This is a genomic window from Streptomyces sp. NPDC050528, from assembly GCF_044457795.1.
Taxonomy (GTDB): domain Bacteria; phylum Actinomycetota; class Actinomycetes; order Streptomycetales; family Streptomycetaceae; genus Streptomyces.
Window position 1 is genome coordinate 140,542 of the sequence record NZ_JBITHH010000014.1, and the last position, 25,257, is coordinate 165,798.

22 protein-coding genes and 1 riboswitch are annotated in these 25,257 nt (G+C 69.9%); of the genes, 19 read left to right on the forward strand and 3 right to left on the reverse strand.

What is annotated here, in order from left to right:
* Window positions 1–116 precede the first annotated feature (116 nt).
* The 15 genes from ACIBK4_RS39830 (at window position 117) to ACIBK4_RS39900 (ending at window position 15,862) form a co-directional block, all read left to right on the forward strand.
* Window positions 117–1,046 carry an ABC transporter permease gene (locus tag ACIBK4_RS39830; protein ID WP_366430074.1) on the forward strand — a complete coding sequence of 310 codons (930 nt, stop codon included), beginning with the start codon at window positions 117–119 and terminating at the stop codon, window positions 1,044–1,046.
* Complete coding sequence (locus ACIBK4_RS39835; protein ID WP_328676206.1) at window positions 1,039–1,830, forward strand: ABC transporter ATP-binding protein; 792 nt, start codon at window positions 1,039–1,041, stop codon at window positions 1,828–1,830. The genes ACIBK4_RS39830 and ACIBK4_RS39835 overlap by 8 nt, the downstream gene beginning before the upstream one ends.
* A 386-nt stretch (window positions 1,831–2,216) precedes the next feature.
* Window positions 2,217–3,119, forward strand: a complete 903-nt coding sequence (gene hpnC, locus ACIBK4_RS39840) for a squalene synthase HpnC (RefSeq protein WP_399003173.1) — start codon at window positions 2,217–2,219, stop codon at window positions 3,117–3,119.
* Window positions 3,116–4,066 carry a presqualene diphosphate synthase HpnD gene (hpnD, locus tag ACIBK4_RS39845; protein ID WP_399003176.1) on the forward strand — a complete coding sequence of 317 codons (951 nt, stop codon included), beginning with the start codon at window positions 3,116–3,118 and terminating at the stop codon, window positions 4,064–4,066. The genes hpnC and hpnD overlap by 4 nt, the downstream gene beginning before the upstream one ends.
* Window positions 4,066–4,206 (forward strand): DUF6380 family protein, encoded by a 141-nt coding sequence (locus tag ACIBK4_RS39850; protein ID WP_366430078.1) that lies wholly within the window; start codon window positions 4,066–4,068, stop codon window positions 4,204–4,206. Before hpnD ends, ACIBK4_RS39850 begins: the two co-directional genes overlap by 1 nt.
* On the forward strand, window positions 4,203–5,633 hold the full coding sequence (hpnE, locus tag ACIBK4_RS39855; RefSeq protein ID WP_399003178.1) for a hydroxysqualene dehydroxylase HpnE: 1,431 nt from the start codon (window positions 4,203–4,205) through the stop codon (window positions 5,631–5,633). The genes ACIBK4_RS39850 and hpnE overlap by 4 nt, the downstream gene beginning before the upstream one ends.
* Entirely contained in the window at window positions 5,633–6,760 is a 1,128-nt protein-coding gene (locus ACIBK4_RS39860) for a polyprenyl synthetase family protein (protein ID WP_366430080.1), read from the forward strand. Before hpnE ends, ACIBK4_RS39860 begins: the two co-directional genes overlap by 1 nt.
* A 112-nt stretch (window positions 6,761–6,872) precedes the next feature.
* Window positions 6,873–8,879: a squalene--hopene cyclase gene (gene shc, locus ACIBK4_RS39865; protein ID WP_399003181.1), complete on the forward strand. Its 2,007-nt coding sequence runs from the start codon at window positions 6,873–6,875 to the stop codon at window positions 8,877–8,879.
* Entirely contained in the window at window positions 8,879–9,520 is a 642-nt protein-coding gene (locus ACIBK4_RS39870) for a 1-hydroxy-2-methyl-2-butenyl 4-diphosphate reductase (protein WP_366430082.1), read from the forward strand. Before shc ends, ACIBK4_RS39870 begins: the two co-directional genes overlap by 1 nt.
* 5 nt (window positions 9,521–9,525) lie before the next feature.
* Entirely contained in the window at window positions 9,526–10,548 is a 1,023-nt protein-coding gene (gene hpnH / locus ACIBK4_RS39875) for an adenosyl-hopene transferase HpnH (RefSeq protein WP_043671446.1), read from the forward strand.
* A gap of 4 nt (window positions 10,549–10,552) precedes the next feature.
* Window positions 10,553–11,710, forward strand: coding sequence for a flavodoxin-dependent (E)-4-hydroxy-3-methylbut-2-enyl-diphosphate synthase (gene ispG, locus ACIBK4_RS39880; protein ID WP_399003184.1), 1,158 nt, complete (start codon window positions 10,553–10,555; stop codon window positions 11,708–11,710).
* A gap of 27 nt (window positions 11,711–11,737) precedes the next feature.
* A complete protein-coding gene (gene dxs, locus ACIBK4_RS39885) occupies window positions 11,738–13,645 on the forward strand; it encodes a 1-deoxy-D-xylulose-5-phosphate synthase (RefSeq protein ID WP_399003186.1) in 1,908 nt (635 codons plus the stop codon).
* Complete coding sequence (locus ACIBK4_RS39890; protein ID WP_399003188.1) at window positions 13,642–15,027, forward strand: aspartate aminotransferase family protein; 1,386 nt, start codon at window positions 13,642–13,644, stop codon at window positions 15,025–15,027. Before dxs ends, ACIBK4_RS39890 begins: the two co-directional genes overlap by 4 nt.
* Window positions 15,028–15,089: 62 nt before the next feature.
* Window positions 15,090–15,740, forward strand: coding sequence for a helix-turn-helix domain-containing protein (locus tag ACIBK4_RS39895; RefSeq protein ID WP_399003190.1), 651 nt, complete (start codon window positions 15,090–15,092; stop codon window positions 15,738–15,740).
* Window positions 15,737–15,862 carry a DUF6126 family protein gene (locus tag ACIBK4_RS39900; RefSeq protein WP_043671431.1) on the forward strand — a complete coding sequence of 42 codons (126 nt, stop codon included), beginning with the start codon at window positions 15,737–15,739 and terminating at the stop codon, window positions 15,860–15,862. Before ACIBK4_RS39895 ends, ACIBK4_RS39900 begins: the two co-directional genes overlap by 4 nt.
* Window positions 15,863–15,916: 54 nt before the next feature.
* Here ACIBK4_RS39900 and ACIBK4_RS39905 read toward each other — a convergent pair whose 3' ends face one another.
* Window positions 15,917–16,714, reverse strand: coding sequence for a tyrosine-protein phosphatase (locus ACIBK4_RS39905; protein ID WP_399003192.1), 798 nt, complete (start codon window positions 16,712–16,714; stop codon window positions 15,917–15,919).
* A gap of 170 nt (window positions 16,715–16,884) precedes the next feature.
* Between ACIBK4_RS39905 and ACIBK4_RS39910 the strand changes: the two genes are divergently transcribed.
* From ACIBK4_RS39910 to ACIBK4_RS39920, 3 genes are all read left to right on the forward strand, one after another.
* Window positions 16,885–18,957: an alpha-galactosidase gene (locus ACIBK4_RS39910; protein ID WP_399003412.1), complete on the forward strand. Its 2,073-nt coding sequence runs from the start codon at window positions 16,885–16,887 to the stop codon at window positions 18,955–18,957.
* A gap of 303 nt (window positions 18,958–19,260) precedes the next feature.
* Window positions 19,261–19,423: riboswitch (cyclic di-AMP (ydaO/yuaA leader) on the forward strand.
* 4 nt (window positions 19,424–19,427) lie between these two features.
* Window positions 19,428–20,348: a peptidoglycan DD-metalloendopeptidase family protein gene (locus tag ACIBK4_RS39915; RefSeq protein WP_399003194.1), complete on the forward strand. Its 921-nt coding sequence runs from the start codon at window positions 19,428–19,430 to the stop codon at window positions 20,346–20,348.
* 243 nt (window positions 20,349–20,591) lie between these two features.
* Window positions 20,592–21,377, forward strand: coding sequence for an SGNH/GDSL hydrolase family protein (locus ACIBK4_RS39920; RefSeq protein WP_399003414.1), 786 nt, complete (start codon window positions 20,592–20,594; stop codon window positions 21,375–21,377).
* A gap of 159 nt (window positions 21,378–21,536) precedes the next feature.
* On the opposite strand, the gene ACIBK4_RS39925 is transcribed toward ACIBK4_RS39920, so the two are convergent.
* Entirely contained in the window at window positions 21,537–22,151 is a 615-nt protein-coding gene (locus tag ACIBK4_RS39925; protein ID WP_366430090.1) for a TetR/AcrR family transcriptional regulator, read from the reverse strand.
* Window positions 22,152–22,228: 77 nt separating this feature from the next.
* On the reverse strand, window positions 22,229–23,407 hold the full coding sequence (locus ACIBK4_RS39930; protein ID WP_399003197.1) for a Glu/Leu/Phe/Val dehydrogenase dimerization domain-containing protein: 1,179 nt from the start codon (window positions 23,405–23,407) through the stop codon (window positions 22,229–22,231).
* Window positions 23,408–23,667: 260 nt separating this feature from the next.
* Here ACIBK4_RS39930 and ACIBK4_RS39935 point away from each other — a divergent pair, with 260 nt between their 5' ends.
* Window positions 23,668–24,870 (forward strand): MBL fold metallo-hydrolase, encoded by a 1,203-nt coding sequence (locus ACIBK4_RS39935; protein WP_399003199.1) that lies wholly within the window; start codon window positions 23,668–23,670, stop codon window positions 24,868–24,870.
* Window positions 24,871–25,257 lie beyond the last annotated feature (387 nt).

Consider the following 25,257-nt stretch of genomic DNA (forward strand, 5'->3'; position numbering starts at 1 on the left):
CGGCCGACCCCTCGATACGTATCCGGCGGCGGATACGTGTCAGTTCCTGTAGCACAATTCCGTAAGACGAACGCAAGACAGTCGTAAGACGCATCCGAAAATGAAGGCATCCACCCTTGAGTGAGACAACGCATGACGGCGGAGTCGCGGTGAGCCCGCGTCCGTCGCCCGACGAAGGCCTCACGGCGGCGCAACTGTCCGCCAAGTACGGGCTGACGGTGAGCGGTGCCCGCCCCGGACTCGCCGAGTACGTCCGCCAGCTCTGGGGACGCCGGCACTTCATCCTCGCCTTCTCCCAGGCGAAGCTGACGGCCCAGTACAGCCAGGCGAAGCTCGGTCAGCTCTGGCAGGTGGCCACACCGCTGCTGAACGCGGCCGTGTACTTCTTCATCTTCGGCGTCATCCTGAAGGCCAGCCGGGGCATGTCCCGGGACGTGTACATCCCGTTCCTGGTCACGGGCGTCTTCGTGTTCACCTTCACTCAGAGCTCGATCATGGCGGGCGTCCGCGCGATCTCCGGCAACCTCGGCCTGGTGCGCGCGCTGCACTTCCCGCGCGCCTCGCTGCCGATCTCCTTCGCGCTCCAGCAGCTCCAGCAGCTGCTGTTCTCGATGCTCGTCCTGTTCATCATCGTCGTCGGCTTCGGCAGCTACCCGAGCCTGTCGTGGCTGCTGATCTTCCCGGTGCTGCTGCTGCAGTTCCTCTTCAACACCGGGCTCGCGCTGATCGTGGCGAGGATGGGCGCCAAGACCCCGGACCTCGCGCAGCTGATGCCGTTCATCCTGCGCACCTGGATGTACACGTCCGGCGTCATGTTCTCCATCAGCAACATCCTGGAGGGCCGCTCCGAGCTGTTCATCCGCATCCTTCAGGTGAACCCGGCGGCCATCTACATGGACCTGATGCGCTTCGCGCTCATCGACGGCTACGGCTCGTCGAACCTGCCGCCGCACGTCTGGGCCATCGCCGCCTTCTGGGCCGTGGTCCTGTTCGCCGGCGGTTTCGTGTACTTCTGGCAGGCGGAGGAGAGGTACGGCCGTGGCTGAGCAGAACGTCGAGCGGACCCCCCAGGATCTGGTCCCCACCGTCATCGCGGACGAGCTGCACATCGTCTACCGCGTGCACGGCGCCAAGACCGGCAAGGGCAGCGCCACCTCCGCCCTCAGCCGCATAGTCAAGCGCGGCGAGGAGCGCGGGGTGCGCAAGGTGCACGCCGTCAAGGGCGTCTCCTTCGTCGCCTACCGCGGCGAGGCCGTCGGCCTGATCGGCTCGAACGGCTCCGGCAAGTCGACCCTGCTGCGCGCCATCGCGGGCCTGCTCCCGGCGGAGAAGGGCCGGGTCTACACCAACGGCCAGCCCTCGCTGCTGGGCGTGAACGCGGCTCTGATGAACGACCTCACCGGCGAGCGCAACGTCATCCTCGGCGGGCTCGCCATGGGCATGTCCCGCGAGCAGGTCAGGGAGCGCTACCAGGAGATCGTCGACTTCTCCGGCATCAACGAGAAGGGCGACTTCATCACCCTTCCGATGCGCACCTATTCCTCCGGAATGGCGGCCCGGCTGCGCTTCTCCATCGCGGCGGCGAAGGACCACGACGTCCTGATGATCGACGAGGCGCTGGCCACCGGCGACCGCAAGTTCCAGGTCCGTTCCGAGGAACGCATCCGCGAACTGCGCAAGTCCGCGGGCACGGTGTTTCTCGTCAGTCACAACAACAAGTCGATCCGCGACACCTGCGACCGCGTGCTGTGGCTGGAACGCGGCGAACTCCGGATGGACGGCCCGACCGACGAGGTCCTCAAGGAGTACGAGAAGTTCACGGGCAAGTAGTCCACTCGCATACGGGCGCAAAAGCCCAGAACGCTTCACAGAGCCCCGCCGGAACTGCTCCGGCGGGGCTCCGCGTCTGCAAAGGAAACGTCAACTCGGCCTCGCCCAAGGAATCTTGACGCCAATCGGTGTGTTGTTGTGATGTGCAGGACACCCCGAGGAAGCTCGCTGCGTTGTACAACGTAAGCTGTACCGGTGCCGAATAGCGGCAAGTGGGGCGATAATGCGCGACACCCTTCTCCGGGTATCCGTGCGGACGACTGCGCGGCGTGTCCGAAATAGTGCGTATTGGGTCGGCAGTGTAGAACGGGAGATGTGACGGCAATGGCTACGGAAACTCCCCAGCTCACCGAAGCATGCGCCGTCCCCGCCGCTGGCAGTGAACGGTGACGGGAACCGGCCCCGCCGGCACCGGTGATCCGGAGCGCGGCACACTCGACAAGGCCGCGGCTGAGAACTTCCCCGTGGCGCCCTTTTTCCTGCCCAAGGCCTGGCGCACCGATCTCATGGCGGTGTACGGATTCGCCCGTCTCGTCGACGACATCGGCGACGGTGACCTGGCCCCCGGCGGCGCCGACGCCCGCCTGCTGGGCGTGTCGCCCACGGACGCCGAGGACCGCCTGCTCCTCCTCGACGCCTTCGAGGCCGACCTGCACCGCGTCTTCGACGGCACCCCGAGCCACCCCCTGCTGCGCCGCCTCCAGCCCACCGTCCACCGCCGCGCGCTGACCCCCGAGCCCTTCCTCGGCCTGATCGCCGCGAACCGCCAGGACCAGCTCGTCACGCGCTACGAGACCTACGACGATCTCCTCGCCTACTGCGAACTGTCCGCAAACCCGGTCGGCCGCCTGGTTCTCGGCGTCACCGGCACCGAGACCCCCGAGCGGGTCCGGCTCTCCGACGCGATCTGCACCGCACTTCAGATCGTCGAACATCTGCAGGACGTCGCCGAGGATCTCGGCCGCGACCGCATCTACCTGCCCGCCCAGGACATGAAGCGCTTTCACGTCCAGGAAGCGGATCTCGCCACGCCCTCCGCGGGCGCATCGGTGCGCGCACTGGTTGCATACGAAGCAGAACGCGCCCGCGATCTCCTGAATGAAGGCGCCCCCCTGGTGGGTAGCGTCCACGGCAGATTGAAGCTGTTGCTCGCGGGGTTCGTGGCGGGGGGAAGGGCGGCGCTCCGAGCGATCGTCGCCGCTGAATACGACGTACTTCCCGGCCCACCCAAACCCGGCAGGATCCAGTTGCTGCGTGAGGTGGGCGTGACTCTGCGAGGAGAGGGGTGATCCGCAGCGTGGAGTCTGCACCGCACATGTCCGCACCGGTACTCGCGGCCTACAGCTACTGCGAGGCCGTCACCGGGCAGCAGGCACGTAACTTCGCGTACGGCATCAGACTGCTGCCGACGCCCAAGCGCCGCGCGATGTCGGCGCTGTACGCGTTCTCCCGGCGCGTCGACGACATCGGCGACGGCACACTGCCGACCGACGTGAAGTCGGCCCGCCTGGAGGACACCCGGGCGCTGCTCACCCGGGTCCGCGACGGCAAGGTCGAGGAGGACGACACCGACCCGGTCGCGGTCGCCCTCGCGCACACGGCCGAGGCCTTCCCGGTCCCGCTCGACGGCCTGGACGAGCTCATCGACGGCGTCATCCTGGACGTCCGCGGCGAGACCTACGAGACCTGGGACGACCTGAAGGTCTACTGCCGGTGCGTCGCGGGTGCGATCGGCCGCCTCTCGCTCGGCGTGTTCGGCACCGAGCCGGGCGCCCGCGGCGTCGAGCGTGCCTCGGAGTACGCCGACACCCTGGGGCTCGCGCTCCAGCTCACCAACATCCTCAGGGACGTCCGCGAGGACGCCGAGAACGGCCGGACCTATCTGCCCGCCGACGACCTCGCCAAGTTCGGCTGCTCGGCCGGCTTCGACGGGCCGACCCCGCCGGCGGGCTCCGACTTCGCGGGTCTCGTGCACTTCGAGGTACGACGGGCCCGCACCCTCTTCGCCGAGGGCTACCGGCTGCTCCCCATGCTCGACCGCCGCAGCGGCGCCTGTGTCGCCGCCATGGCCGGCATCTACCGCCGCCTGCTGGACCGCATCGAGCGCGAGCCGGAGGCCGTCCTGCGCGGCCGCGTCTCCCTCCCCGGCCGCGAGAAGGCCTACGTCGCGGTGCGCGGCCTCTCCGGCCTGGACGCCCGCAACGTCACGCGGCGGACCCTCAGGAGGCGCACCTGATGGACAAAGTGGGCCAAGGCGATGTCACCGGAGGAAAACGGCAGGCAACCCTCCGGTGCGAAGCGGCGTCCCTGACTGCAACGGTCCGCCGTGGCTGGTTCGAGTGCCTCGGTGGGCGCGCAGGGGGGAGTGCACGATGAGCGACGGGACGCGGGCCGACGGGCTGCCCGCCGAGCCGGCGACGGGACCTGCCGGACGGCATGCCGTCGTGATCGGCGGCGGGCTCGCCGGCATCACCACCGCGCTCGCACTCGCCGACGCCGGAGTCCGCGTCACCCTGCTCGAAGGCCGCCCGCGCCTGGGCGGACTCGCCTTCTCCTTCCAGCGCGGCGACCTCACCGTGGACAACGGCCAGCACGTGTATCTGCGCTGCTGCACCGCCTACCGCTGGTTCCTCGACCGCATCGAGGGCGCGGCGCTGGCTCCCTTGCAGGATCGTCTCGACGTGCCCGTTCTCGACGTGAACCGCCCCGAGGGACGCCGGCTCGGCAGACTGCGGCGCGACGCGCTGCCCGTGCCGCTGCATCTGGGGCGCAGCCTCGCGACCTACCCGCATCTCTCGCTCGCCGAGCGCGCCAAAGTGGGCCGTGCCGCGCTCGCGCTCAAAGGGCTCGATCTCGCCGATCCGGCCCTGGACGCGCAGAACTTCGGCAGTTGGCTGACCGCGCACGGTCAGTCGGCGCGTGCCGTCGAGGCACTGTGGGACCTGGTCGGGGTCGCCACCCTCAACGCGGTCGCGGGCGACTCCTCGCTCGCCCTGGCCGCGATGGTGTTCAAGACCGGTCTGCTCTCCGACCCGGGCGCGGCCGACATCGGCTGGGCACACGTCCCGCTGGGCGAACTGCACGACCGGCTCGCCCGCAAGGCGCTCGACTCCGCGGGCGTGCGCACCGAAGTCCGTACACGCGTCACCTCCATCTCTACTGACGAAAACGGGCGTTGGACCGTTCAGGTTCCCGGCGAGACCCTCGATGCCGACGCCGTCGTGCTCGCCGTACCGCAGCGCGAGGCCCACGACCTGCTGCCCGACGGAGCCCTCGACGACCCCGGGCGCCTGCTCGCCATCGAGACCGCGCCGATCCTGAACGTCCATGTCGTCTACGACCGCAAGGTGCTCGCCCGGCCGTTCTTCGCGGCGCTGGGCACGCCGGTGCAGTGGGTGTTCGACCGGACCGACGCGTCCGGGCTGAAGGACGGCCAGTACCTGGCGCTGTCCCAGTCCGCCGTGCACGACGAGATCGACGCGCCCGTGGCCGAGCTGCGGGAGCGCTACCTCCCCGAGCTGGAGCGGCTGCTGCCCGGCGCGCGCGGCGCCGAGGTGAAGGACTTCTTCGTGACCAGGGAGCGCACGGCGACGTTCGCTCCCGCCCCCGGCGTCGGACGGCTGCGGCCCGGCGCCCGCACCAAGGCCCCCGGCCTGTACCTGGCCGGAGCGTGGACCGCCACAGGGTGGCCCGCGACCATGGAGAGTGCGGTCCGCAGCGGAGTGAGCGCGGCGGACGCCGCCCTCGCCGCCCTGGGCCGGCCCCGCCCCCGCCACCTCTTCGAGTTCGAGGAGGCGGCGTGATGCTCGACCAGCATGCGGCAGGCCCCCACACCTCCGGTACCGCGACAAGAGGAGAGACTGTGCCCACTGTGCCCCCGGCCGAGACGGCTGCCGACGCGGTGGACGTGTCCGCGCTCCTGGAGCGCGGCCGGACCCTTGCCACACCGGTACTGCGGGCGGCCGTCGACCGCCTGGCTCCCCCCATGGACACCGTCGCCGCCTACCACTTCGGCTGGATCGACGCCGAGGGCAACCCGGCGGCCGGCGACGGTGGCAAGGCCGTACGCCCCGCGCTCGCCGTGCTCTCCGCCGAGGTCACCGGCGCAGCGCCCGAGGCCGGCATCCCCGGCGCCGTGGCCGTCGAACTGGTCCACAACTTCTCGCTGCTGCACGACGACCTGATGGACGGCGACGAGCAGCGCCGCCACCGCGACACCGTCTGGAAGGTGCACGGCCCCGCCCAGGCCATCCTCGTCGGCGACGCCCTCTTCGCGCTGGCCAACGAGGTCCTGCTGGAGCTCGGCACCGTCGAGGCCGGCCGCGCCACCCGCCGCCTCACCAGCGCGACCCGCGCCCTCATCGACGGCCAGGCGCAGGACATCTCCTACGAGCACCGCGACCGCGTCAGCGTCGAGGAGTGCCTGGAGATGGAGGGCAACAAGACCGGCGCCCTGCTCGCCTGCGCCTCCTCCATCGGGGCCGTGCTCGGCGGCGCGGACGACCGCACCGCCGACGTCCTGGAGAAGTACGGCCACCACCTCGGCCTGGCGTTCCAGGCCGTCGACGACCTCCTCGGCATCTGGGGCGACCCGGAGGCCACCGGGAAGCAGACCTGGAGCGATCTGCGCCAGCGCAAGAAGTCCCTGCCCGTGGTGGCGGCGCTCGCGGCGGGCGGACCCGCCTCCGAGCGGCTCGGCGAGATCCTCGCCGCCGACGCCAAGAGCAGCGACTTCGAGAACTTCTCCGAGGAGGAGTTCGCGGCCCGCGCCGCGCTCATCGAGGAGGCCGGCGGCCGCGAGTGGACCGCCGAAGAGGCACGCCGTCAGCACACCATCGCCATCGAGGTCCTCGACGCCATCGACATGCCCGACCGGGTTCGGGCGCAGTTCACGGCGCTCGCCGACTTCGTCGTCGTACGAAAGAGATGATCACTATCGGTCGAATAGCCCTCGCGTAGTCGCCGGCCGGTGCTGCGAACGAACGAGTACCGGCCGACGGCGGACCCACAGCAGAGACATGCCACTGCACGAAGGGGAAGCCATGACAGCGACGACCGACGGAAGCACCGGGGCCATGCCTCCCCGTGTTGCCGCGGCCAGCGAAACCGACATCAACACCCCCGTGGCGGCCGGGGTGCACGACGCCGCCGCACACGCCGTACAACGCGCCACCGACTTCCTCCTCTCGCAGCAGGACGCCCAGGGCTGGTGGAAGGGCGACCTGGAGACGAACGTCACCATGGACGCCGAGGATCTGCTGCTCCGTCAGTTCCTGGGCATCCGCGACGAGTCGACGACCCAGGCCGCCGCACTCTTCATCCGCGGCGAGCAGCGCGAGGACGGCACCTGGGCCAGCTTCTACGGCGGACCCGGTGAACTCTCCACCACCATCGAGGCGTACGTCGCCCTCCGCCTGGCCGGAGACGCGCCGGACGCCCCGCACATGGCGAAGGCGTCCGCGTGGGTCCGCGAGCGGGGCGGGATCGCCGCGGCCCGGGTCTTCACCCGGATCTGGCTCGCGCTGTTCGGCTGGTGGAAGTGGGACGACCTGCCCGAACTCCCGCCGGAACTCCTGTACTTCCCGACCTGGGTACCGCTCAACATCTACGACTTCGGATGCTGGGCCCGGCAGACTATCGTGCCGCTCACCGTCGTCTCCGCGAAGAGGCCGGTACGCCCCGCGCCCTTCCCGCTCGACGAACTGCACACCGACCCGGCCAACCCGAACCCGGTCAAGCCCCTTGCCCCGGTGGCCAGTTGGGACGGCGCCTTCCAGCGGATCGACAAGGCGCTGCACCTCTACCGCAAGGTGGCCCCGCGCAAGCTGCGCGGAGCGGCCATGAAATCGGCGGCGCGCTGGATCATCGAGCGGCAGGAGAACGACGGCTGCTGGGGCGGCATCCAGCCGCCCGCCGTGTACTCGGTGATCGCCCTGCACCTGCTCGGCTACGACCTCGAACACCCCGTGATGCGCGCGGGACTTGAGTCGCTGGACCGGTTCGCGGTCTGGCGCGAGGACGGGGCCCGGATGATCGAGGCCTGCCAGTCCCCGGTGTGGGACACCTGCCTCGCGACCATCGCGCTCGCCGACGCGGGCGTGCCGGCCGACCACCCCCAACTGGTCAAGGCCGCCGACTGGATGCTCGGCGAGGAGATCGTCCGCCCCGGCGACTGGGCGGTCAAGCGCCCCCAACTGCCGCCCGGCGGCTGGGCGTTCGAGTTCCACAACGACAACTACCCCGACATCGACGACACCGCCGAGGTCGTGCTCGCGCTGCGCCGGGTCAGACATCACGACCCGGAACGGCTCGACCGGGCCGCCGGACGCGCGGTCCGCTGGAACCTCGGAATGCAGTCCAAGAACGGCGGTTGGGGCGCCTTCGACGTCGACAACACCAGCCCGTTCCCCAACCGGCTGCCGTTCTGCGACTTCGGCGAGGTCATCGACCCGCCGTCGGCGGACGTCACCGCGCACGTCGTCGAGATGCTCGCCGTCGAGGGCCTCGCCCACGACCCGCGCACCCGGCGCGGCATCGAGTGGCTGCTCGCCGAACAGGAGCCGGACGGCTCGTGGTTCGGCCGCTGGGGCGTCAACTACGTATACGGCACAGGGTCGGTGGTGCCCGCCCTCGCCGCCGCCGGGATCCCCGGCTCGCACCCGGCGATCCGGCGCGCGGTCACCTGGCTGGAGACCGTCCAGAACGACGACGGCGGCTGGGGTGAGGACCTGCGCTCCTACAAGTACGCCAAGGAATGGAGCGGCCGGGGCGCCTCCACCGCCTCGCAGACGGCCTGGGCGCTGATGGCCCTGCTCGCGGCGGGGGAGCGCGACTCCAAGGCCGTAGAACGCGGCATCGAGTGGCTCGCGGCGACCCAGCGGGAGGACGGGTCCTGGGACGAGCCCTACTTCACCGGCACGGGCTTCCCGTGGGACTTCTCCATCAACTACCACCTCTACCGGCAGGTCTTCCCGCTCACCGCGCTCGGGCGCTTCGTGCACGGAGAACCGTTCTCCCAGCCGACGTTCTCCCCGGCCAAGGGGGGCTGATGAGCACCCAGCCCGCCGGACCGCCGCTGCTGATCGCCTGCGCGCTCGGCATCGAGCACCTCGCCCTGCGCGCGGGCGACCGCTCCGGCGCCGGCGGGCCGGTCACCTTCCTCAGGACGGGGATGGGGCCCCAGGCGGCCGAGGAGGCCGTGACCCGGCGCCTCGCCGACCCGGCGCTGGACGGGGCCGCCGTACTGGCCACGGGCTTCTGCGCCGGACTCGCCCCCGGTATGCACCCCGGCGACCTCGTGGTCGCCGAGGAGACCAGACAGGCGCGCGGAACCGTTCCGTGCGTCGGTACCGAGCTGCTCGTCAAGGAACTCGCCCGGGCGCTGCCCGGACGTACCGTCCACACCGGCCCCCTGACCGGCTCCGATCACGTCGTCCGCGGTCAGGAACGGTCGGATCTGCTCGCGACCGGCGCAATCGCGGTCGACATGGAGTCGGCGGTCACGCTGCTGAGCGCCGTGCGTACGGGCGCGCGCCCGGTTGCGGCCGTACGGGTGGTCGTGGACGCTCCTGAACATGAACTCGTCCGGATCGGCACGGTGCGCGGTGGAATATCGGCTTTCCGCGTTCTTCGATCCGTTCTTCCCGCTTTTTTCGAATGGCACCGTTCTTTGCTGCTCCCCCGGAGGTGAGCCAGATGGCCATGCCGCTGCGCCAGACAATCAAGGTCGCTACATACTTGGCTGAACAGAAGCTCCGCAAGAGGGACAAGTTCCCCCTGATCGTGGAGCTGGAACCTCTCTTCGCATGCAACCTGAAGTGCGAGGGCTGCGGCAAGATCCAGCACCCTGCGGGCGTGCTCAAGCAGCGCATGCCGGTGGCGCAGGCCGTCGGGGCGGTGCTCGAATCCGGTGCGCCGATGGTGTCCATCGCGGGCGGCGAGCCCCTGATGCACCCTCAGATCGACGAGATCGTGCGGCAGTTGGTGGCGAAGAAGAAATACGTCTTCCTCTGCACCAACGCGATGCTGCTGCGCAAGAAGCTGGACAAGTTCACGCCCTCGCCGTACTTCGCCTTCGCGGTGCACATCGACGGGCTGCGTGAGCGGCACGACGAGTCCGTCGCGAAGGAGGGGGTGTTCGACGAGGCGGTGGAGGCGATGAAGGAGGCCAAGAAGCGCGGCTTCCGGGTCACCACCAACTCGACCTTCTTCAACACGGACACCCCGCAGACCATCATCGAGGTCCTGAACTTCCTCAACGACGACATCAAGGTCGACGAGATGATGATCTCGCCCGCCTACGCCTACGAGAAGGCGCCCGACCAGGAGCACTTCCTGGGCGTCGCGCAGACCCACGAGCTGTTCAAGAAGGCCTTCGCGGGCGGCAACCGGCGCAAGTGGCGGCTCAACCACTCCCCGCTCTTCCTGGACTTCCTGGAGGGCAAGGTCGACTTCCCGTGCACGGCCTGGGCGATCCCGAACTACTCGCTCTTCGGCTGGCAGCGCCCCTGCTACCTGATGAGCGACGGGTACGTGCCCACGTACCGGGAGCTGATCGAGGAGACCGACTGGGACAAGTACGGCCGCGGCAAGGACCCGCGCTGCGCCAACTGCATGGCGCACTGCGGCTACGAGCCCACCGCCGTCCTCGCCACCATGGGCTCCCTCAAGGAGTCGCTGCGGGCCATGCGCGAGACCGTCGCCGGAAACCGCGACTGACGCCATGACCGCCGTAGCCCTGGGCGTCCCCGAGATGCCGGTCCGGCCGATCGCCGCGCGACGTGTGTCGCGGCAGATCCAGGTCGGGCCGGTGGCGGTCGGGGGCGGGGCCCCCGTCTCGGTTCAGTCGATGACGACGACGCGTACGTCGGACATCGGCGCCACCCTCCAGCAGATCGCCGAACTCACCGCGTCCGGCTGCCAGATCGTCCGCGTCGCCTGCCCCACGCAGGACGACGCGGACGCGCTGGCGACCATCGCGCGCAAGTCGCAGATCCCGGTGATCGCGGACATCCACTTCCAGCCGAAGTATGTCTTCGCCGCAATTGAGGCCGGCTGCGCGGCAGTTCGCGTGAACCCGGGCAACATCAAGCAGTTCGACGACAAGGTCAAAGAGATCGCGCGGGCCGCGAAGGACCACGGCACGCCGATCCGGATCGGGGTCAACGCCGGTTCCCTGGACCGGCGGTTGCTCCAGAAGTACGGCAAGGCGACGCCCGAGGCGCTCGTCGAGTCGGCCCTGTGGGAGGCGTCCCTCTTCGAGGAGCACGGCTTCCGCGACATCAAGATCTCGGTGAAGCACAATGACCCCGTCATCATGGTCAACGCCTACCGGCAGCTGGCCGCGCAGAGCGACTACCCGCTGCACCTCGGGGTCACCGAGGCGGGACCCGCCTTCCAGGGCACGATCAAGTCGGCGGTCGCCTTCGGGGCGCTGCTCAGCGAGGGCATCGGCGACACGATCCGGGTGTCGCTGTCCGCCCCGCCGGTGGAGGAGGTCAAGGTCGGTCTCCAGATCCTGGAGTCGCTGAACCTCAAGCCCCGTCGGCTGGAGATCGTCTCCTGCCCGTCCTGCGGGCGCGCTCAGGTGGACGTCTACAAGCTCGCCGACGAGGTCACGGCGGGCCTGGAGGGCATGGAGGTGCCGCTGCGCGTCGCGGTGATGGGCTGCGTCGTCAACGGCCCCGGCGAGGCGCGAGAGGCGGACCTGGGGGTCGCCTCCGGCAACGGCAAGGGCCAGATCTTCGTCAAGGGCGAGGTCGTCAAGACCGTCCCCGAGTCGAAGATCGTGGAGACCCTCATCGAGGAGGCGATGAAGATCGCCGAACAGATGGAACAGGACGGCGTCGCGGCGGGGGAGCCGGCCGTCACCGTGAGCTGAACCAGCACGGACCGAAGGGGGCCCGACGTGACGATCCTGGAGAACATCCGGCAACCACGCGACCTGAAGGCGCTGTCCGAGGCGGAACTCGGCGAACTGTCCGAAGAAATCAGGGAGTTCCTGGTCCACGCGGTGGCCAGGACCGGCGGACACCTCGGGCCCAACCTGGGCGTGGTGGAACTGACCATCGCGCTCCACCGGGTCTTCGAGTCCCCAACTGACCGCATCCTGTGGGACACCGGCCATCAGAGCTACGTACACAAGATGCTGACGGGGCGTCAGGACTTCTCGAAGCTGCGCAGCAAGGGCGGTCTGTCCGGCTACCCCTCGCGCGAGGAGTCCGAGCACGACGTCATCGAGAACAGCCACGCCTCGACCGCGCTCGGCTGGGCCGACGGCCTCGCCAAGGCCCGCCAGGTGCAGGGGGAGAAGGGCCATGTCGTCGCGGTCATCGGCGACGGCGCGCTCACCGGCGGCATGGCCTGGGAGGCGCTGAACAACATCGCCGCCGCCAAGGACCGGCCGCTGATCATCGTGGTCAACGACAACGAGCGCTCGTACTCGCCCACGATCGGCGGCCTCGCCAACCACCTGGCCACCCTGCGCACGACCGACAGCTACGAGCAGGTCCTCGCCTGGGGCAAGAGCGTCCTGCTGCGCACCCCGGTCGTGGGCAACACCGTCTACGAGTCGCTGCACGGCGCGAAGAAGGGCTTCAAGGACGCGTTCGCCCCGCAGGGCATGTTCGAGGACCTGGGCCTCAAGTACGTCGGCCCGATCGACGGACACGACATCGGCGCCGTCGAGTCCGCGCTGCGCCGCGCGAAACGCTTCCACGGCCCGGTCCTCGTCCACTGCCTCACGGAGAAGGGCCGCGGCTACGAACCCGCCCTCGCCCACGAGGAGGACCACTTCCACACCGTCGGCGTGATGGACCCGCTCACCTGCGCACCCCTCGCCCCCTCCAACGGCCCGTCCTGGACCAGCGTGTTCGGCGACGAGATCCTGCGCATCGGTGAGGAACGGGACGACGTCGTGGCCATCACGGCGGCCATGCTGCACCCGGTGGGCCTCGGCAAGTTCGCCGCGAAGTTCCCGGACCGGGTGTGGGACGTCGGCATCGCCGAACAGCACGCGGCCGTATCGGCGGCGGGCCTCGCGACCGGCGGGCTGCATCCCGTCGTCGCCGTCTACGCCACCTTCCTCAACCGGGCCTTCGACCAGCTCCTGATGGACGTGGCGTTGCACCGCTGCGGGGTGACGTTCGTCCTGGACCGCGCCGGGGTGACCGGAGTTGACGGGGCGTCACACAATGGCATGTGGGACATGTCCATCCTCCAGGTGGTGCCGGGACTTCGCATCGCCGCCCCGCGTGACGCCGACCAACTCCGGGCCCAGCTACGGGAAGCGGTCGCCGTCGACGACGCGCCGACCCTGGTCCGGTTCCCGAAGGAGTCGGTCGGGCCGGAGATCCCGGCGATCGAACGGGTGGGCGGCCTCGACGTGCTGCACCGCGCTTCGGAGAGCCCCGAGGTGCTGCTCGTCGCGGTGGGCGTGATGGCGCCCGTCTGCCTCCAGGCCGCCGAACTCCTCGAAGCGCGCGGCATCAACTGCACGGTCGTGGACCCCCGTTGGGTCAAACCCGTCGACCCGGCGCTGCCCGGCCTCGCCGCGCAGCACAGGCTGGTGGCCGTCGTAGAGGACAACAGCCGTGCCTCCGGCGTCGGCGCCGCCGTGGCGCTGGCCCTCGGGGACGCCGAAGTCGACGTCCCCGTACGGCGGTTCGGCATCCCGGAGCAGTTCCTCGCGCACGCCAAGCGTGGGGAGGTGCTCGCCGACATCGGCCTCACACCCGTCGAGGTCGCCGGACGGATCAGCGCAAGCCTGGCGGTCAAGGACACGAACGCCGGCACAGCCAAGGAGAAACCCGAATGACCAAGGAGTTCGACCTCAACGCGCTGCTGGCCGAGCGCGGAGCCGAGCGCTACGAGCTGCACGCCAAGTACCTCAACCACCAGCTCCCGCGCATGCTGCACACCATCGGCTTCGACAAGGTCTACGAGCGGGGCGAGGGCGCCTACTTCTGGGACGCGGACGGCAACGACTACCTGGACATGCTCGCCGGGTTCGGGGTGATGGGCCTGGGCCGCCACCACCCCGTCGTCCGCAAGGCGGTGCACGACGTCCTCGACGCCCAGCTCGCCGACCTCACCCGCTTCGACTGCCAGCCGCTGCCCGGTCTGCTCGCCGAGCAACTCCTCACCCACAGCCCGCACTTGGACCGGGTGTTCTTCGGCAACAGCGGTACGGAGGCGGTCGAGACCGCGCTCAAGTTCGCCCGCTACGCCACCGGGAAGCCGCGTGTCCTGTACTGCGACCACGCCTTCCACGGCCTGACCACCGGCTCGCTCTCGGTCAACGGCGAGGACGGCTTCCGGGACGGCTTCGCCCCGCTGCTGCCGGACACGGCCGTACCGCTCGGCGATCTCGACGCCCTGGCACGGGAGTTGAAGAAGGGCGACGTCGCCGCGCTCGTCGTCGAGCCGATCCAGGGCAAGGGCGTCCATGAGGCACCGCCCGGCTATCTGCGGGCCGCGCAGGAACTCCTGCACCAGCACAAGGCGTTGCTCATCGCCGACGAGGTACAGACCGGCCTCGGCCGCACCGGCGACTTCTACGCCTACCAGCACGAGGAGGGCGTGGAGCCGGACCTGGTCTGCGTGGCCAAGGCGTTGTCCGGCGGGTATGTGCCGGTCGGCGCGACCCTCGGCAAGGACTGGATCTTCAAGAAGGTCTACTCGTCCATGGACCGGGTGCTGGTCCACTCGGCGAGCTTCGGGTCCAACGCCCAGGCCATGGCGGCCGGTCTCGTCGTCCTGTCGGTCATGGAGAACGAGCAGGTTGTCGCCAACGCCCGTGCCACCGGGGAGCAGTTGAAGAACCGGCTCGCCGCGCTGGTCGACAAGTACGAGCTGCTCGCCGACGTCCGCGGCCGGGGCCTGATGATCGGCATCGAGTTCGGGAAGCCCAAGTCGCTGAAGCTGCGCAGCCGTTGGACCATGCTGCAGGCCGCGCGCAAGGGGCTGTTCGCGCAGATGGTGGTCGTGCCGTTGTTGCAGCGGCACCGGATCCTCACCCAGGTCTCCGGCGACCACCTGGAGGTCATCAAGCTGATCCCGCCGCTGATCATCGGCGAGCGTGAGGTGGACCGGTTCGTGGACGCGTTCACCGCTGTGATGGACGATGCGCACAGTGGCGGCGGGCTGATGTGGGACTTCAGCAAGACGCTCGTGAAGCAGGCGGTGGCGAACCGGTAGGGGCTTTTGCCTCTGAGGCAAGAGATTTGCCTCGGGGGCAAGCCTGCGGCTGAATGGAGAGCATGAGCTCTCCCGAGACCTCGCCGGAACCGCAGGCCCAGCCGGAACCGTCGGCCGGGCCGGTCGAAGACCTGCCGGCCACCGTCGCACCCCAGCTCCGCGCCCTGCGCCGCCGCGCCTCCCTGACCCTGGAGGTCGCCGCCCGCTCGGCCGGGCTCTCGCCCGCCCATCTCTCCCGGCTGGAGACCGGGCAGCGCCAGCCCTCGCTGCCGATGCTGCTCGCGCTCGCCCGCATCTACGGTACGACAGTCTCGGATCTGCTCGGCGAGACGGTCACCGACCGGGAGGCCGTCGTCCGCGCCGCCGACATGGAACCCACCCGCGCGGGCGGCTGGACCTACTGGCAGGCGGGCGCCCCCGGCCGCGGGATGCAGTCCCTGCGCGTGCGCATTCCGCACGGCTCCCAGGGCGACATCGTGCGCGTGCACCCCGGCGAGGAGTGGCTGTACGTCCTCACGGGCCGGCTGCGGCTGCGCCTCGGCGACACCGCGCACATCCTCGCGCCGGGCGACAGCGCGCACTTCGACTCGCTGACCCCGCACCGCCTCGCCGCCGCCGACGAGGACGGCGTCGAGGTCCTGTTCGTCCACACCCTGCTGCAGAGCCCCACGGCCACCCTGTGCCTGGGCCCGATCACCGGAGAGACGCCATGAGCGGCAACAACATCGAGGACAAGTTCCCCCGCGCCCTGTGGGTGCGGCTCATCATCTACATCGCCGTCGGCCACCTCTTCGCGGCCTTCATCTACCTGCTGTTCTCCGTGGGCGCCAAGTAGCCCGCGACGGCGGCCTGTTGAGCCGGGTCGGTCGCTTCGGCCGCTTCGGCCGCTTCAGTCGAGCAGGCGCTCGCGCAGCCGCTCCCGGATCTCCGGGGTGATCCCCAGTCCCTGTTCCAGGTAGGCGTCCACACTGCCCCAGGTCTCCTCGACGGTGTCGAAGGCCGCCGTCAGATACTCGGCGCGGGCGTCGAAGAGGGGGCTGAGGAGTTCCATCACCTCGGGGGAGTAGGCAGAGACGGCGGAGCCGCTGCGGCGCACCTTGTAGCGGCGGTGCTTCGCGTTCGACTCCAGGTAGTCGGTCAGGATCGCCTCGCGCTCCACGCCCACGGCGAGCAGCGTCACGGCTATCGACAGGCCCGCGCGGTCCTTGCCCGCCGCGCAGTGCATCAGCGCGGGAACGCTGTCCTCCGCGAGCGAGTGCAGCACCTGGGAGTGCTCGGCGGTGCGCTCCGTGACGATCGTGCGGTACGAGGCGATCATCCGGTTCGCGCCCTTGTCGCCGCCGAGGATCTCGCGCAGCTGGTCCATCTCGCCGTCGCGGACCATCTTCCAGAACTCGGAGCCGTCCGCCGGGTCGCTCAGCGGCAGATTCACATTGCGCACGCCGGGCAGCTCGACGTCGGGACCCTCCAGCTTCTGGTCCGACGCGTTGCGGAAGTCGAAGATCGTGTGCAGGCCCAGCGAGGTGAGGAACGCGGCGTCCTCCTCGGTCGCGTGCGCGAGATGACCGCTGCGGAACAGCACCCCGTGCCGCACCCGCCGTCCGTCCACCGTCGGAAGTCCGCCCACGTCCCGGAAATTGCGCACTCCGGACAACTCCGGCTCGGTCGACGGAATCTGCTGCGTCACGAGGACTCCTCCCACTCGGCCCGACGGCGCGGCTCACCGGCGGGCACGTTCTCGACGATACGACATGGGTTCCACCGGCAATGAGTTGTCCACAGGCGTTGCCTCACAGCCCCCCTGCCGTTGATGATGTTGGCGCTTGAGCGGACTTGTTCGAATCTGTGAGGGACCTGATGCTGGAGATCGCCGAGAACGGCCGTACGTGGGTGCTGTCGGGCCCCACGAGCAGTTACGCCGTCCATCTCACCGAGGCCGACGAGCTGCTCCACCTGCACTGGGGCCCCGCGATCGCACTCGCCGACGCCGAGGAACTCGCCGCCCGCCCGCTGCCCGGCGGCTCCTCCTTCGAGTCCCCGCTCGACGGCCGGGAGGAGTACCCCGTCGAGGGCGGCCCCCGCTTCGCCCGCCCCGCCCTCTCCGTGCGGACGCCCGAGCGGCGCGGTACGGAGTGGACCTTCGAGCGGTACGACACCGAGGGCGACGAGCTGCGGCTGCGCTTCCGCGACACCGGACTGGCGATCACGCTGCACTACCGGATGCGCGGCGACGTCGTAGAGCGCTGGACGAGTCTCGACAACGGTGGGGCCGAGGCGCTGGAGCTGTTGCGCGCCGACTCCGCGACCTGGACGCTGCCCGAGCGGGAGGGGTGGCAGCTGTCGCAGTTGCACGGGCGGTGGGCCGCCGAGTCACGGCTGGTGCGTTCCGGTCTCACCTACGGTGAGAAGGTCATCGGCAGCCGGCGCGGCCACACCGGGCACCCGCATCTGCCCTGGGTGGCCCTCGACACCGACGCGACCGAGGAGCGCGGCGAGGTCTACGGCTGTGCCCTCGGCTGGTCGGGGTCCTGGCGGATCGCCGTGGCCCAACTCCCGGACGCGCGCGTGCAGATCACCGGCGGCGCCGGTTACGACGAATCCGGGCTGCTGCTCCTGGAGGCGGGGGAGTCCTTCACGACCCCCGTCTTCGCCGGGCTGTGGAGCGACGCCGGCTTCGGCGGCGCCAGCCGCACCTGGCACGCGTACCAGCGGGCGTACGTCATCCCGGACGCGGACCAGGACCGGCCGGTGCTCTACAACTCCTGGGAGGCCACCCAGTTCGACATCTCCGAGGAGCAGCAGGAGGTGCTCGCGCAGCGTGCGGCGGCGGCCGGTGTCGAGCTCTTCGTGGTCGACGACGGGTGGTTCGGGAAGCGCACCAGCGACCGTGCCGGACTCGGCGACTGGACCCCCAACCCGGACCGCTTCCCCGCAGGACTCAAGCCCCTCGCCGACCGCGTCCACGCGCTGGGCATGCAGTTCGGCATCTGGGTCGAGCCCGAGATGGTCAACCCGGACAGCGACCTGTACCGCGCCCACCCCGACTGGGTGCAGTACCAAGAGGGGCGAAAGCGGACGGAGTTCCGCAATCAGCTCGTACTGAACCTCGCCCGCGAGGACGTCCAGGAGTACCTCTGGGAGCAGCTCGACACGCTGCTCTCCAGCGCCCCGATCGACTACGTGAAGTGGGACTTCAACCGCTGTTTCACGGACGCCGGGTGGCCCGGTGACGCCTATCCGCAGCGCCTCTGGGTCGACCATGTGCGGGCGCTGTACGGCCTGTTGGACCGGTTGCGGGCGGCCCACCCGGGGGTGGCCTTCGAGTCCTGCTCGGGTGGCGGCGGCCGCATCGACCTCGGCATCCTGAGCCGCACGGACCAGGTGTGGACCTCGGACAACACCGACCCGCTGGACCGGCTCGCGATCCAGCACGGGTTCAGCCAGATCCACCCCGCGCGCGTGATGGCCGCCTGGGTCACCGACAGCCCGAACACTCAGCTCAACGACCGGGTCAGCAGCCTGCGTTTCCGGTTCGTGAGCGCCATGGCCGGAGTGCTCGGCGTCGGCGGCGACCTCTCGGAGTGGACCGAGGAGGAACTCGTCGAGGCCCGCCGCTGGGTCGACCTCTACAAGGAGATCCGCCCGCTCGTGCAGCACGGCGACCTCTACCGCCTGCGCCCGCCGAGCGGCGGCCTGAGCGCCGTGCAGTACGTGCGCGGCGACGAGACCGTCGTCCTCGCCCTGCTCCAGTCGCAGAACTACGGCGAGCCGCTGCCGGCGCTCCGGCTGCGCGGGCTCGACCCGACGGCGTCGTACGAATGCCTCGAAACGGGCGAAGTCCACCGGGGTGCCGTCCTGTTGCACCACGGACTGCGGACCGGGCTGCGCGGTGACCTTGATGCGACGGTTCTCCGTCTGCGTCGCATCTGATCCTTCTGTCCCAATTGCAGCCTTCGTTCCAACTCGCTCTGGAATAAAGGAACCTGATGATTGCGTACGTGAGCAGCGTCATATTCGTGACCGTGAGTCGTTCGTCATGTTCACGTAATTGGCATGCTTTTACAGGGGAATTGAGGGGTTGAGTCCCGGGGGAATTCACGGAGGGTGACTGTGAATTCCCACAGGGGATCGCAAGGAACGCAAATCCGTGGAACCTCCTGCTTGTCCCTTTGCGTCTTCCTCGCTTACGTTCGCCACCAATCCGGACGGACGCCCAGTCCTGCCGCCGACCGGACTTCGCATCCACTCACCCGTATGCGGCAGGAGCGGGGGACCCACAGGTAAGACGCCTGTTCCGGTCTCCGGAACGGGCTTGGGGTTTAGCCGCGACCAGCGCGCGGCCGGGCATCTCCAGCCCGCACCCGACAGCTCACCTCGCAGGCGCCGGAGAGGAATTCGTCATGCCCGCGAAGGGTAAGCACCGCCGCCCGAAGTCCCAGCGCTTCTCCCGCTCGATGGCCGTAGCCGGAACCGGCGGTGCCGCGCTCGCCCTTCCGCTCATGGGAGCCGCCGGCGCCCATGCCGCGACCCCGACTTCTGCTCCGGAAAAGGCGGTTCAGTCCGTTCCGGCGACCGAGAAGGCCGTCGCGGAGAAGGCGACCGTCAAGGCCTCCGGCGTGAAGACGTATTCGGTGCGGTCGGGCGACTGGCTCGCGAAGATCGCCGAGGAGCAGGACGTCACCGGCGGCTGGAAGAAGCTCTACCAGGACAACCGCGAGGCGATCGGCAGCGACCCGTCGCTGATCCACCCGGGCCTGAAGCTCTCCCTCGGTGAGAAGGCCGCGACGAGCGGGACGGGCGGGGCGGACACGGCCAAGTCCTCCAAGTCGTCCGGTACTTCGTCGTCCTCGTCGTCTTCCTCTTCGAAGAGCACGTCGGCCACGCAGAGCGACACGAGCACCAGCACTTCCACCGGCTACGCCCTCCCCGTGACCGGCGCGACCATCGGTACCGGCTACCACGTCGCCGGCAGCATGTGGTCCAGCGGCTACCACACGGGCGTCGACTTCGTCGTCCCGACCGGCACCACCGTCAAGGCGATAGCCGCGGGCACGGTCGTCTCGGCGGCCTACGACGGCGCGTACGGCAACGAGGTCGTCATCCGGCACGCGGACGGCGAGTACTCGCAGTACGCCCACATGTCGCAGCTCTCCGTCTCGGCCGGCCAGACCGTGACCGAGGGTCAGCAGATAGGCCTCTCCGGTGCGACCGGCAACGTGACCGGCCCGCACCTCCACTTCGAGATCCGGACCACGCCGTACTACGGCTCGGACGTGGACCCGGTCGCCTACCTCCGCTCGCACGGCGTCACCGTCGGCTGACATCGGGCCCCGACGCCCCTGCCCCACGCCATCGAAGGCCGGACCCAGATCCTTGGGTCCGGCCTTCGGGCATGGCAGTTCCGGGGTCAACGCCCCTGATCAGAGGCTTATTCCGACTTTGGACAACCCTTTACAAGTGGCTTATCTCACCGCCCGTCAACCCCTAAATACGATCGCGTAGGTCACAGGTGAGGGTGAATTATGGTTGCCGTGGCTAACGATTCGAAGAGTGACAACAGATCAGTGATCGGGTCGTACGTGGCGGTGGGGGACAGCTTCACCGAGGGCGTCGGCGACCCAGGGCCCGACGGGGCGATGGTCGGCTGGGCCGACCGGTTCGCGGTACTGCTCGCGGATCGGCGGCCCGAGGGCGACTTCGAGTACACCAACCTGGCCGTGCGCGGGAAACTGCTCGACCAGATCGTCGAGGACCAGCTCACCCGGGCCAAGGAGATCGGGCCCGACCTGGTCTCGCTGGCAGCGGGCGGCAACGACATCATCCGTCCGGGCACCGACCCCGACGAGGTCGCCGAGCGCTTCGAACGCGCGGTCGCCGACCTCACCGCCGCCGTCGGCACCGTCATGGTGACGACCGGCTTCGACACCCGCGGCGTGCCCGTGCTCAAGCATCTGCGCGGCAAGATCGCCACCTACAACGGACATGTGCGGGCCATCGCCGACCGCTACGGCTGCCCGGTGCTCGACCTGTGGTCCCTCAAGACGGTCCAGGACCGGCGGGCCTGGGACGGCGACCGGCTCCACCTCTCTCCCGAGGGGCACACGCGCGTGGCGCTCCGCGCCGGCCAGGTCCTCGGCATCGAGGTCCCGGCCGACCCGGACCAGCCCTGGCCCCCGCTGCCGCCGCGCGGCACGCTCGACGTCCGGCGCGACGACGTGCACTGGGCGCGCGAGTACCTGGTGCCGTGGATCGGGCGCAGGCTCCGGGGCGAGTCCTCCGGAGACCATGTCGAGGCCAAGGGCGCGCTGTCGCCGGACGACATCAAGATGCGGATCGAACGGGTCGCCTGAAGCGGGGTGAGTGCGTTACGGAGCCGCAGAGTCATGGGTGTGGCTGCCGCGCCGGGGGGTTCTACGTCGTCGTACGCCCCGGCGCGGTCACGGGCACCACGGTCTGCGAACTGAACCGACTGTCTACAGGGCCGAACCGAGTCTCTACGCAGGGACGGTTCAGGGCGCGGTCAACGCCGCCCGCTCCAGGCCGAGTTCCCGTGCCAGCGCCTCGTCGACCCACTCCAGGGCGCGCGCCCGCGACACCGCTCCCGCGTAGGCCGTCATCTGTACGGCGAGGCCGTCCAGGAGGGCCGTGAGGCGCAGGGCGGTGGTGGCCGGGTCCGGGCAGTGGAACTCGCCCGCGGTCACTCCCTCGGCGACGACCTCGGCGAGGGCCTGCTTCCACTGCCGGTCGAGATCGCGGGTGACGTCCAGGAGGGCGGGTTCGCGCAGGGCCGCCGCCCAGCCCTCGATCCACAGCCGCCAGCCCTTGGCCTGCCCGGTCGGCGCGTACCACCGCACCGCCGCCCGCAGCCGCCGCAGCGCGGTCGTACGGCGGCCGAGCAGCTTGCGCAGATGCGCCAGGTCGTCCTCGGCGGCGAAGGCGAACGCGGCGGCGACCAGTTTCTCCTTGGTCGCGAAGTGATAGAGCACCAGCGCGTTGCTCACCCCGAGCGCCGAGGCGACGTCGGCGATCCTGACCGCCGCCACGCCCCGCGCCTCGATCTGCTCCACGGCGGCCCGCAGCAACTCGGCCCGCCGCTCCGCCACGCTCAACCGCACTCTCGCCACGTGATCACCCTAATCCGTTGCCCCAGGGGTGTTGTCCCGTACGTCAGCGGTATCAGTCGGTCACCGGTACCAGCACGTCACCGGTACCAGCCGAATCGTTCCGCGATGACCGGCAGCCGGTCCGCGACGATGGCGTGCGCGGCGGCGCGCGGTGTCGTGCCGTCGGCCTCCGCGCGGGCCAGCATCAGATCGATCAGGGCGCGCATGGAACGCCGGGTGTGCGCGAAGGCCTCGTCCGCGTCCGCGCCGATGTCGCCGAACAGGGTCCACCACCACCAGGCGTTCGTCCCGGAGTTCACGACCACGTCGGGCAGAACGGTGACCCCGCGCGCGGAGAGCAGTTCCTCCGCCTCGGGCAGGACGGGCATGTTGGCCGCCTCGACGATCCAACGGGCCGTGATTCCCCGCTGGTTCGTGGTGTCGATCGCGTACGACACCGCCGCCGGAACCAGCACCTCCGCCTCGACGGACAGCCAGTCCTCGCCGGGGAGTTCGAGATCACCGGGGCGCAGCACGGAGCGGTCCACGGTGCCGTACGCGTCCCGGGCCGCGAGCAGCGCGTCGACGTCCAGTCCGCCCGGGTTCGCGATCGTGCCCTTGATGTCGGCGACGGCGACAAGCGACAGCCCCGCGCGCGTGAGGAACCGCGCCGTGGCCCCGCCCATCGTGCCCAGCCCCTGCACGGCGACCCGCGTCCCCGCGTACGGCACGCCCGCCCGATCCAGCGCCGCGAGCACCGACTCGGCGACCCCGCAGCCGCCGACCAGCTCGTCGAGCCCGATGCCGTCCACCTCGACCGCGAAGGCGTCCGCGAGCCGCCGCCGCGCCTCCGTCTCGTCGTCGAGCAGCGGATACACGGCCTGGATCGACGACACGAGCCCCGCCTCCGCGGCGGCCCGGTCGACCAGGTCCTGGGTGAGCCCGAGGTCCTCACCCGTCGTCCAGAAGCTCTCGACGTACGGCCGCATGGCACGCAGATAGCGCACGAGGACGTCGTACGACGCCGGGTCCTGGGGGTCGCAGTCGATGCCGCCCTTGGCGCCGCCCAGGGGGATGTACCGGCCCTCCGGGTCGTAGTGCAGCGCTTCTTTCATGGTCATGCCCCGGGCCAGCCCCGTCACCTCGTCGAGCGTGCAGCCCGGCCGCATCCGCAGGCCACCGCTGGACACCCCGCGCACCAGCCGGTCGACGACCAGGAAACCCCGGCGGCCGGTGACGTGGTCGGTCCAGGTGAGCGACATCAAGGGGGCGGTCATGGGGCTCCTCGGGGCGCCGGCCGGCCGGCAGGACGAGTACGGAACAGGGAGTACCGGACAGCGGATACTGAACGGTGAGTCAGTATCGGAAGCGGTGTCGCGTCCTGTCAACGGACGGGCGGGTTCCGTGCCGCACGGTCGACCTCCGGCGCGGAACTTTGGTCTTTCCTGGGAAACCGGCCCCGGAGGCGCCGACGCGGCGGCGTTGTCAGAGGTGTCGACCATAATGGAAAGCCTGACCGACCCGACCTGGAGGCATCGTGACCGGATTCCGTACGCTGAGCTCCGGGCTCCGCGCGCTGCAGCCCGCTGCCTTCGGCGCGGAGCCGAGCGGCGAGCGCCTGGCGCGCATCCGCAGATCGCCCCACTTCAAGGACGGCGTGTTCCAGAACCCCGGGGGCAGGACGAACACCGGGCCCTCCGGCGGCACGATGCGCGCGATGGGCAAGTCCTACCTCGACAAGGAGGAGCGCGCCCGCCGCGCCCCCGACGGCACCCTGCCGGTGCACGCCACCACCCTCGCCGACCTGGCCAGGCCCGCCGCGACCGGCCTGCGGCTGACCTGGATGGGCCACTCCAGCGTGCTGGCGGAGATCGACGGCCACCGGGTCCTCTTCGACCCGGTCTGGGGCGAGCGCTGCTCCCCGTTCCCGTTCGCCGGACCCAAGCGGCTGCACCCGGTGCCCCTGCCGATCGCCGCGCTCGGCCCGGTCGACGTCGTGGTCATCTCGCACGACCACTACGACCACCTGGACATGCCCACGATCAAGGCGCTGGCCGACACGGACACCCTGTTCGCCGTGCCGCTGGGCGTCGGCGCGCACCTGGAGCACTGGGGTGTGTCCCCCGACCGGCTGCGCGAGCTGGACTGGCACGAGGAGACCAAGGTCGGCGGCCTCACGTTGACCGCGACTCCGGCCCGGCACTTCTGCGGGCGCGGGCTGCGCAACACCCAGCACACGCTCTGGGCCTCGTGGGTGGTCGCCGGTGACGAGCACCGGATCTACCACAGCGGCGACACAGGCTACTTCGAGGGCTTCAAGGACATCGGTGCCGCGCACGGCCCGTTCGACGCGACGATGATCCAGATCGGCGCGTACAGCGAGTTCTGGCCCGACATCCACATGACGCCCGAGGAGGGCATGCGCGCCCACCTCGACCTCCAGGGCGGGCAGCCGCACGGGGTGCTGCTGCCGATCCACTGGGGCACCTTCAATCTGGCGATGCACCCGTGGGCCGAGCCCGGCGAGTGGACCGTGGACGCGGCGGAGGCGGTGGGCCAGGCCGTGGCCACACCGACGCCGGGCGAGCCGTTCGAACCGGGCGGCGAGCTGACGACGGGCCCGTGGTGGCGGCCCTTCGGGGGGACGATCGCCCACCCCTGGCGGACCCCGAAGCCGGTGGAGACGGAACCGAAGCCGACGACCGCTCCGGCGGAGCTGGACCTCGCGAACGAGCGCTGACCGACACGCTGTGTGATGTTCAGGGGTGTGGCTGAGGGCGGCCGGGCTCCCGGAAAACCACCCCTGCGGCTCGGCCGAGGGTGGGTGAGAGATGAAAGTCAGGGGCCGGAGGGTATCGAACCCTCCGGCCCCCGACGCCTGTTCGTGACCGGTTCCGATCAGGCGCGATCGATTTATTGTCCTTCTTCGGCGTGCGGTCGAGGGGGTTATCGGTCTGTCGTACGAAGCCTCATACCAGAGCGGGACGCTCCCCGTGGGACTTTGTCAACTGCCCACCGCACCTGACGTATTGACGACTACTGTCAGTGTCCGTCGGGCGACGCGGGGCCGAATTCTTCGGCTCTCTCGACCGGCACCGTGATGGCGTATGCCCGATTCGCGCACCCC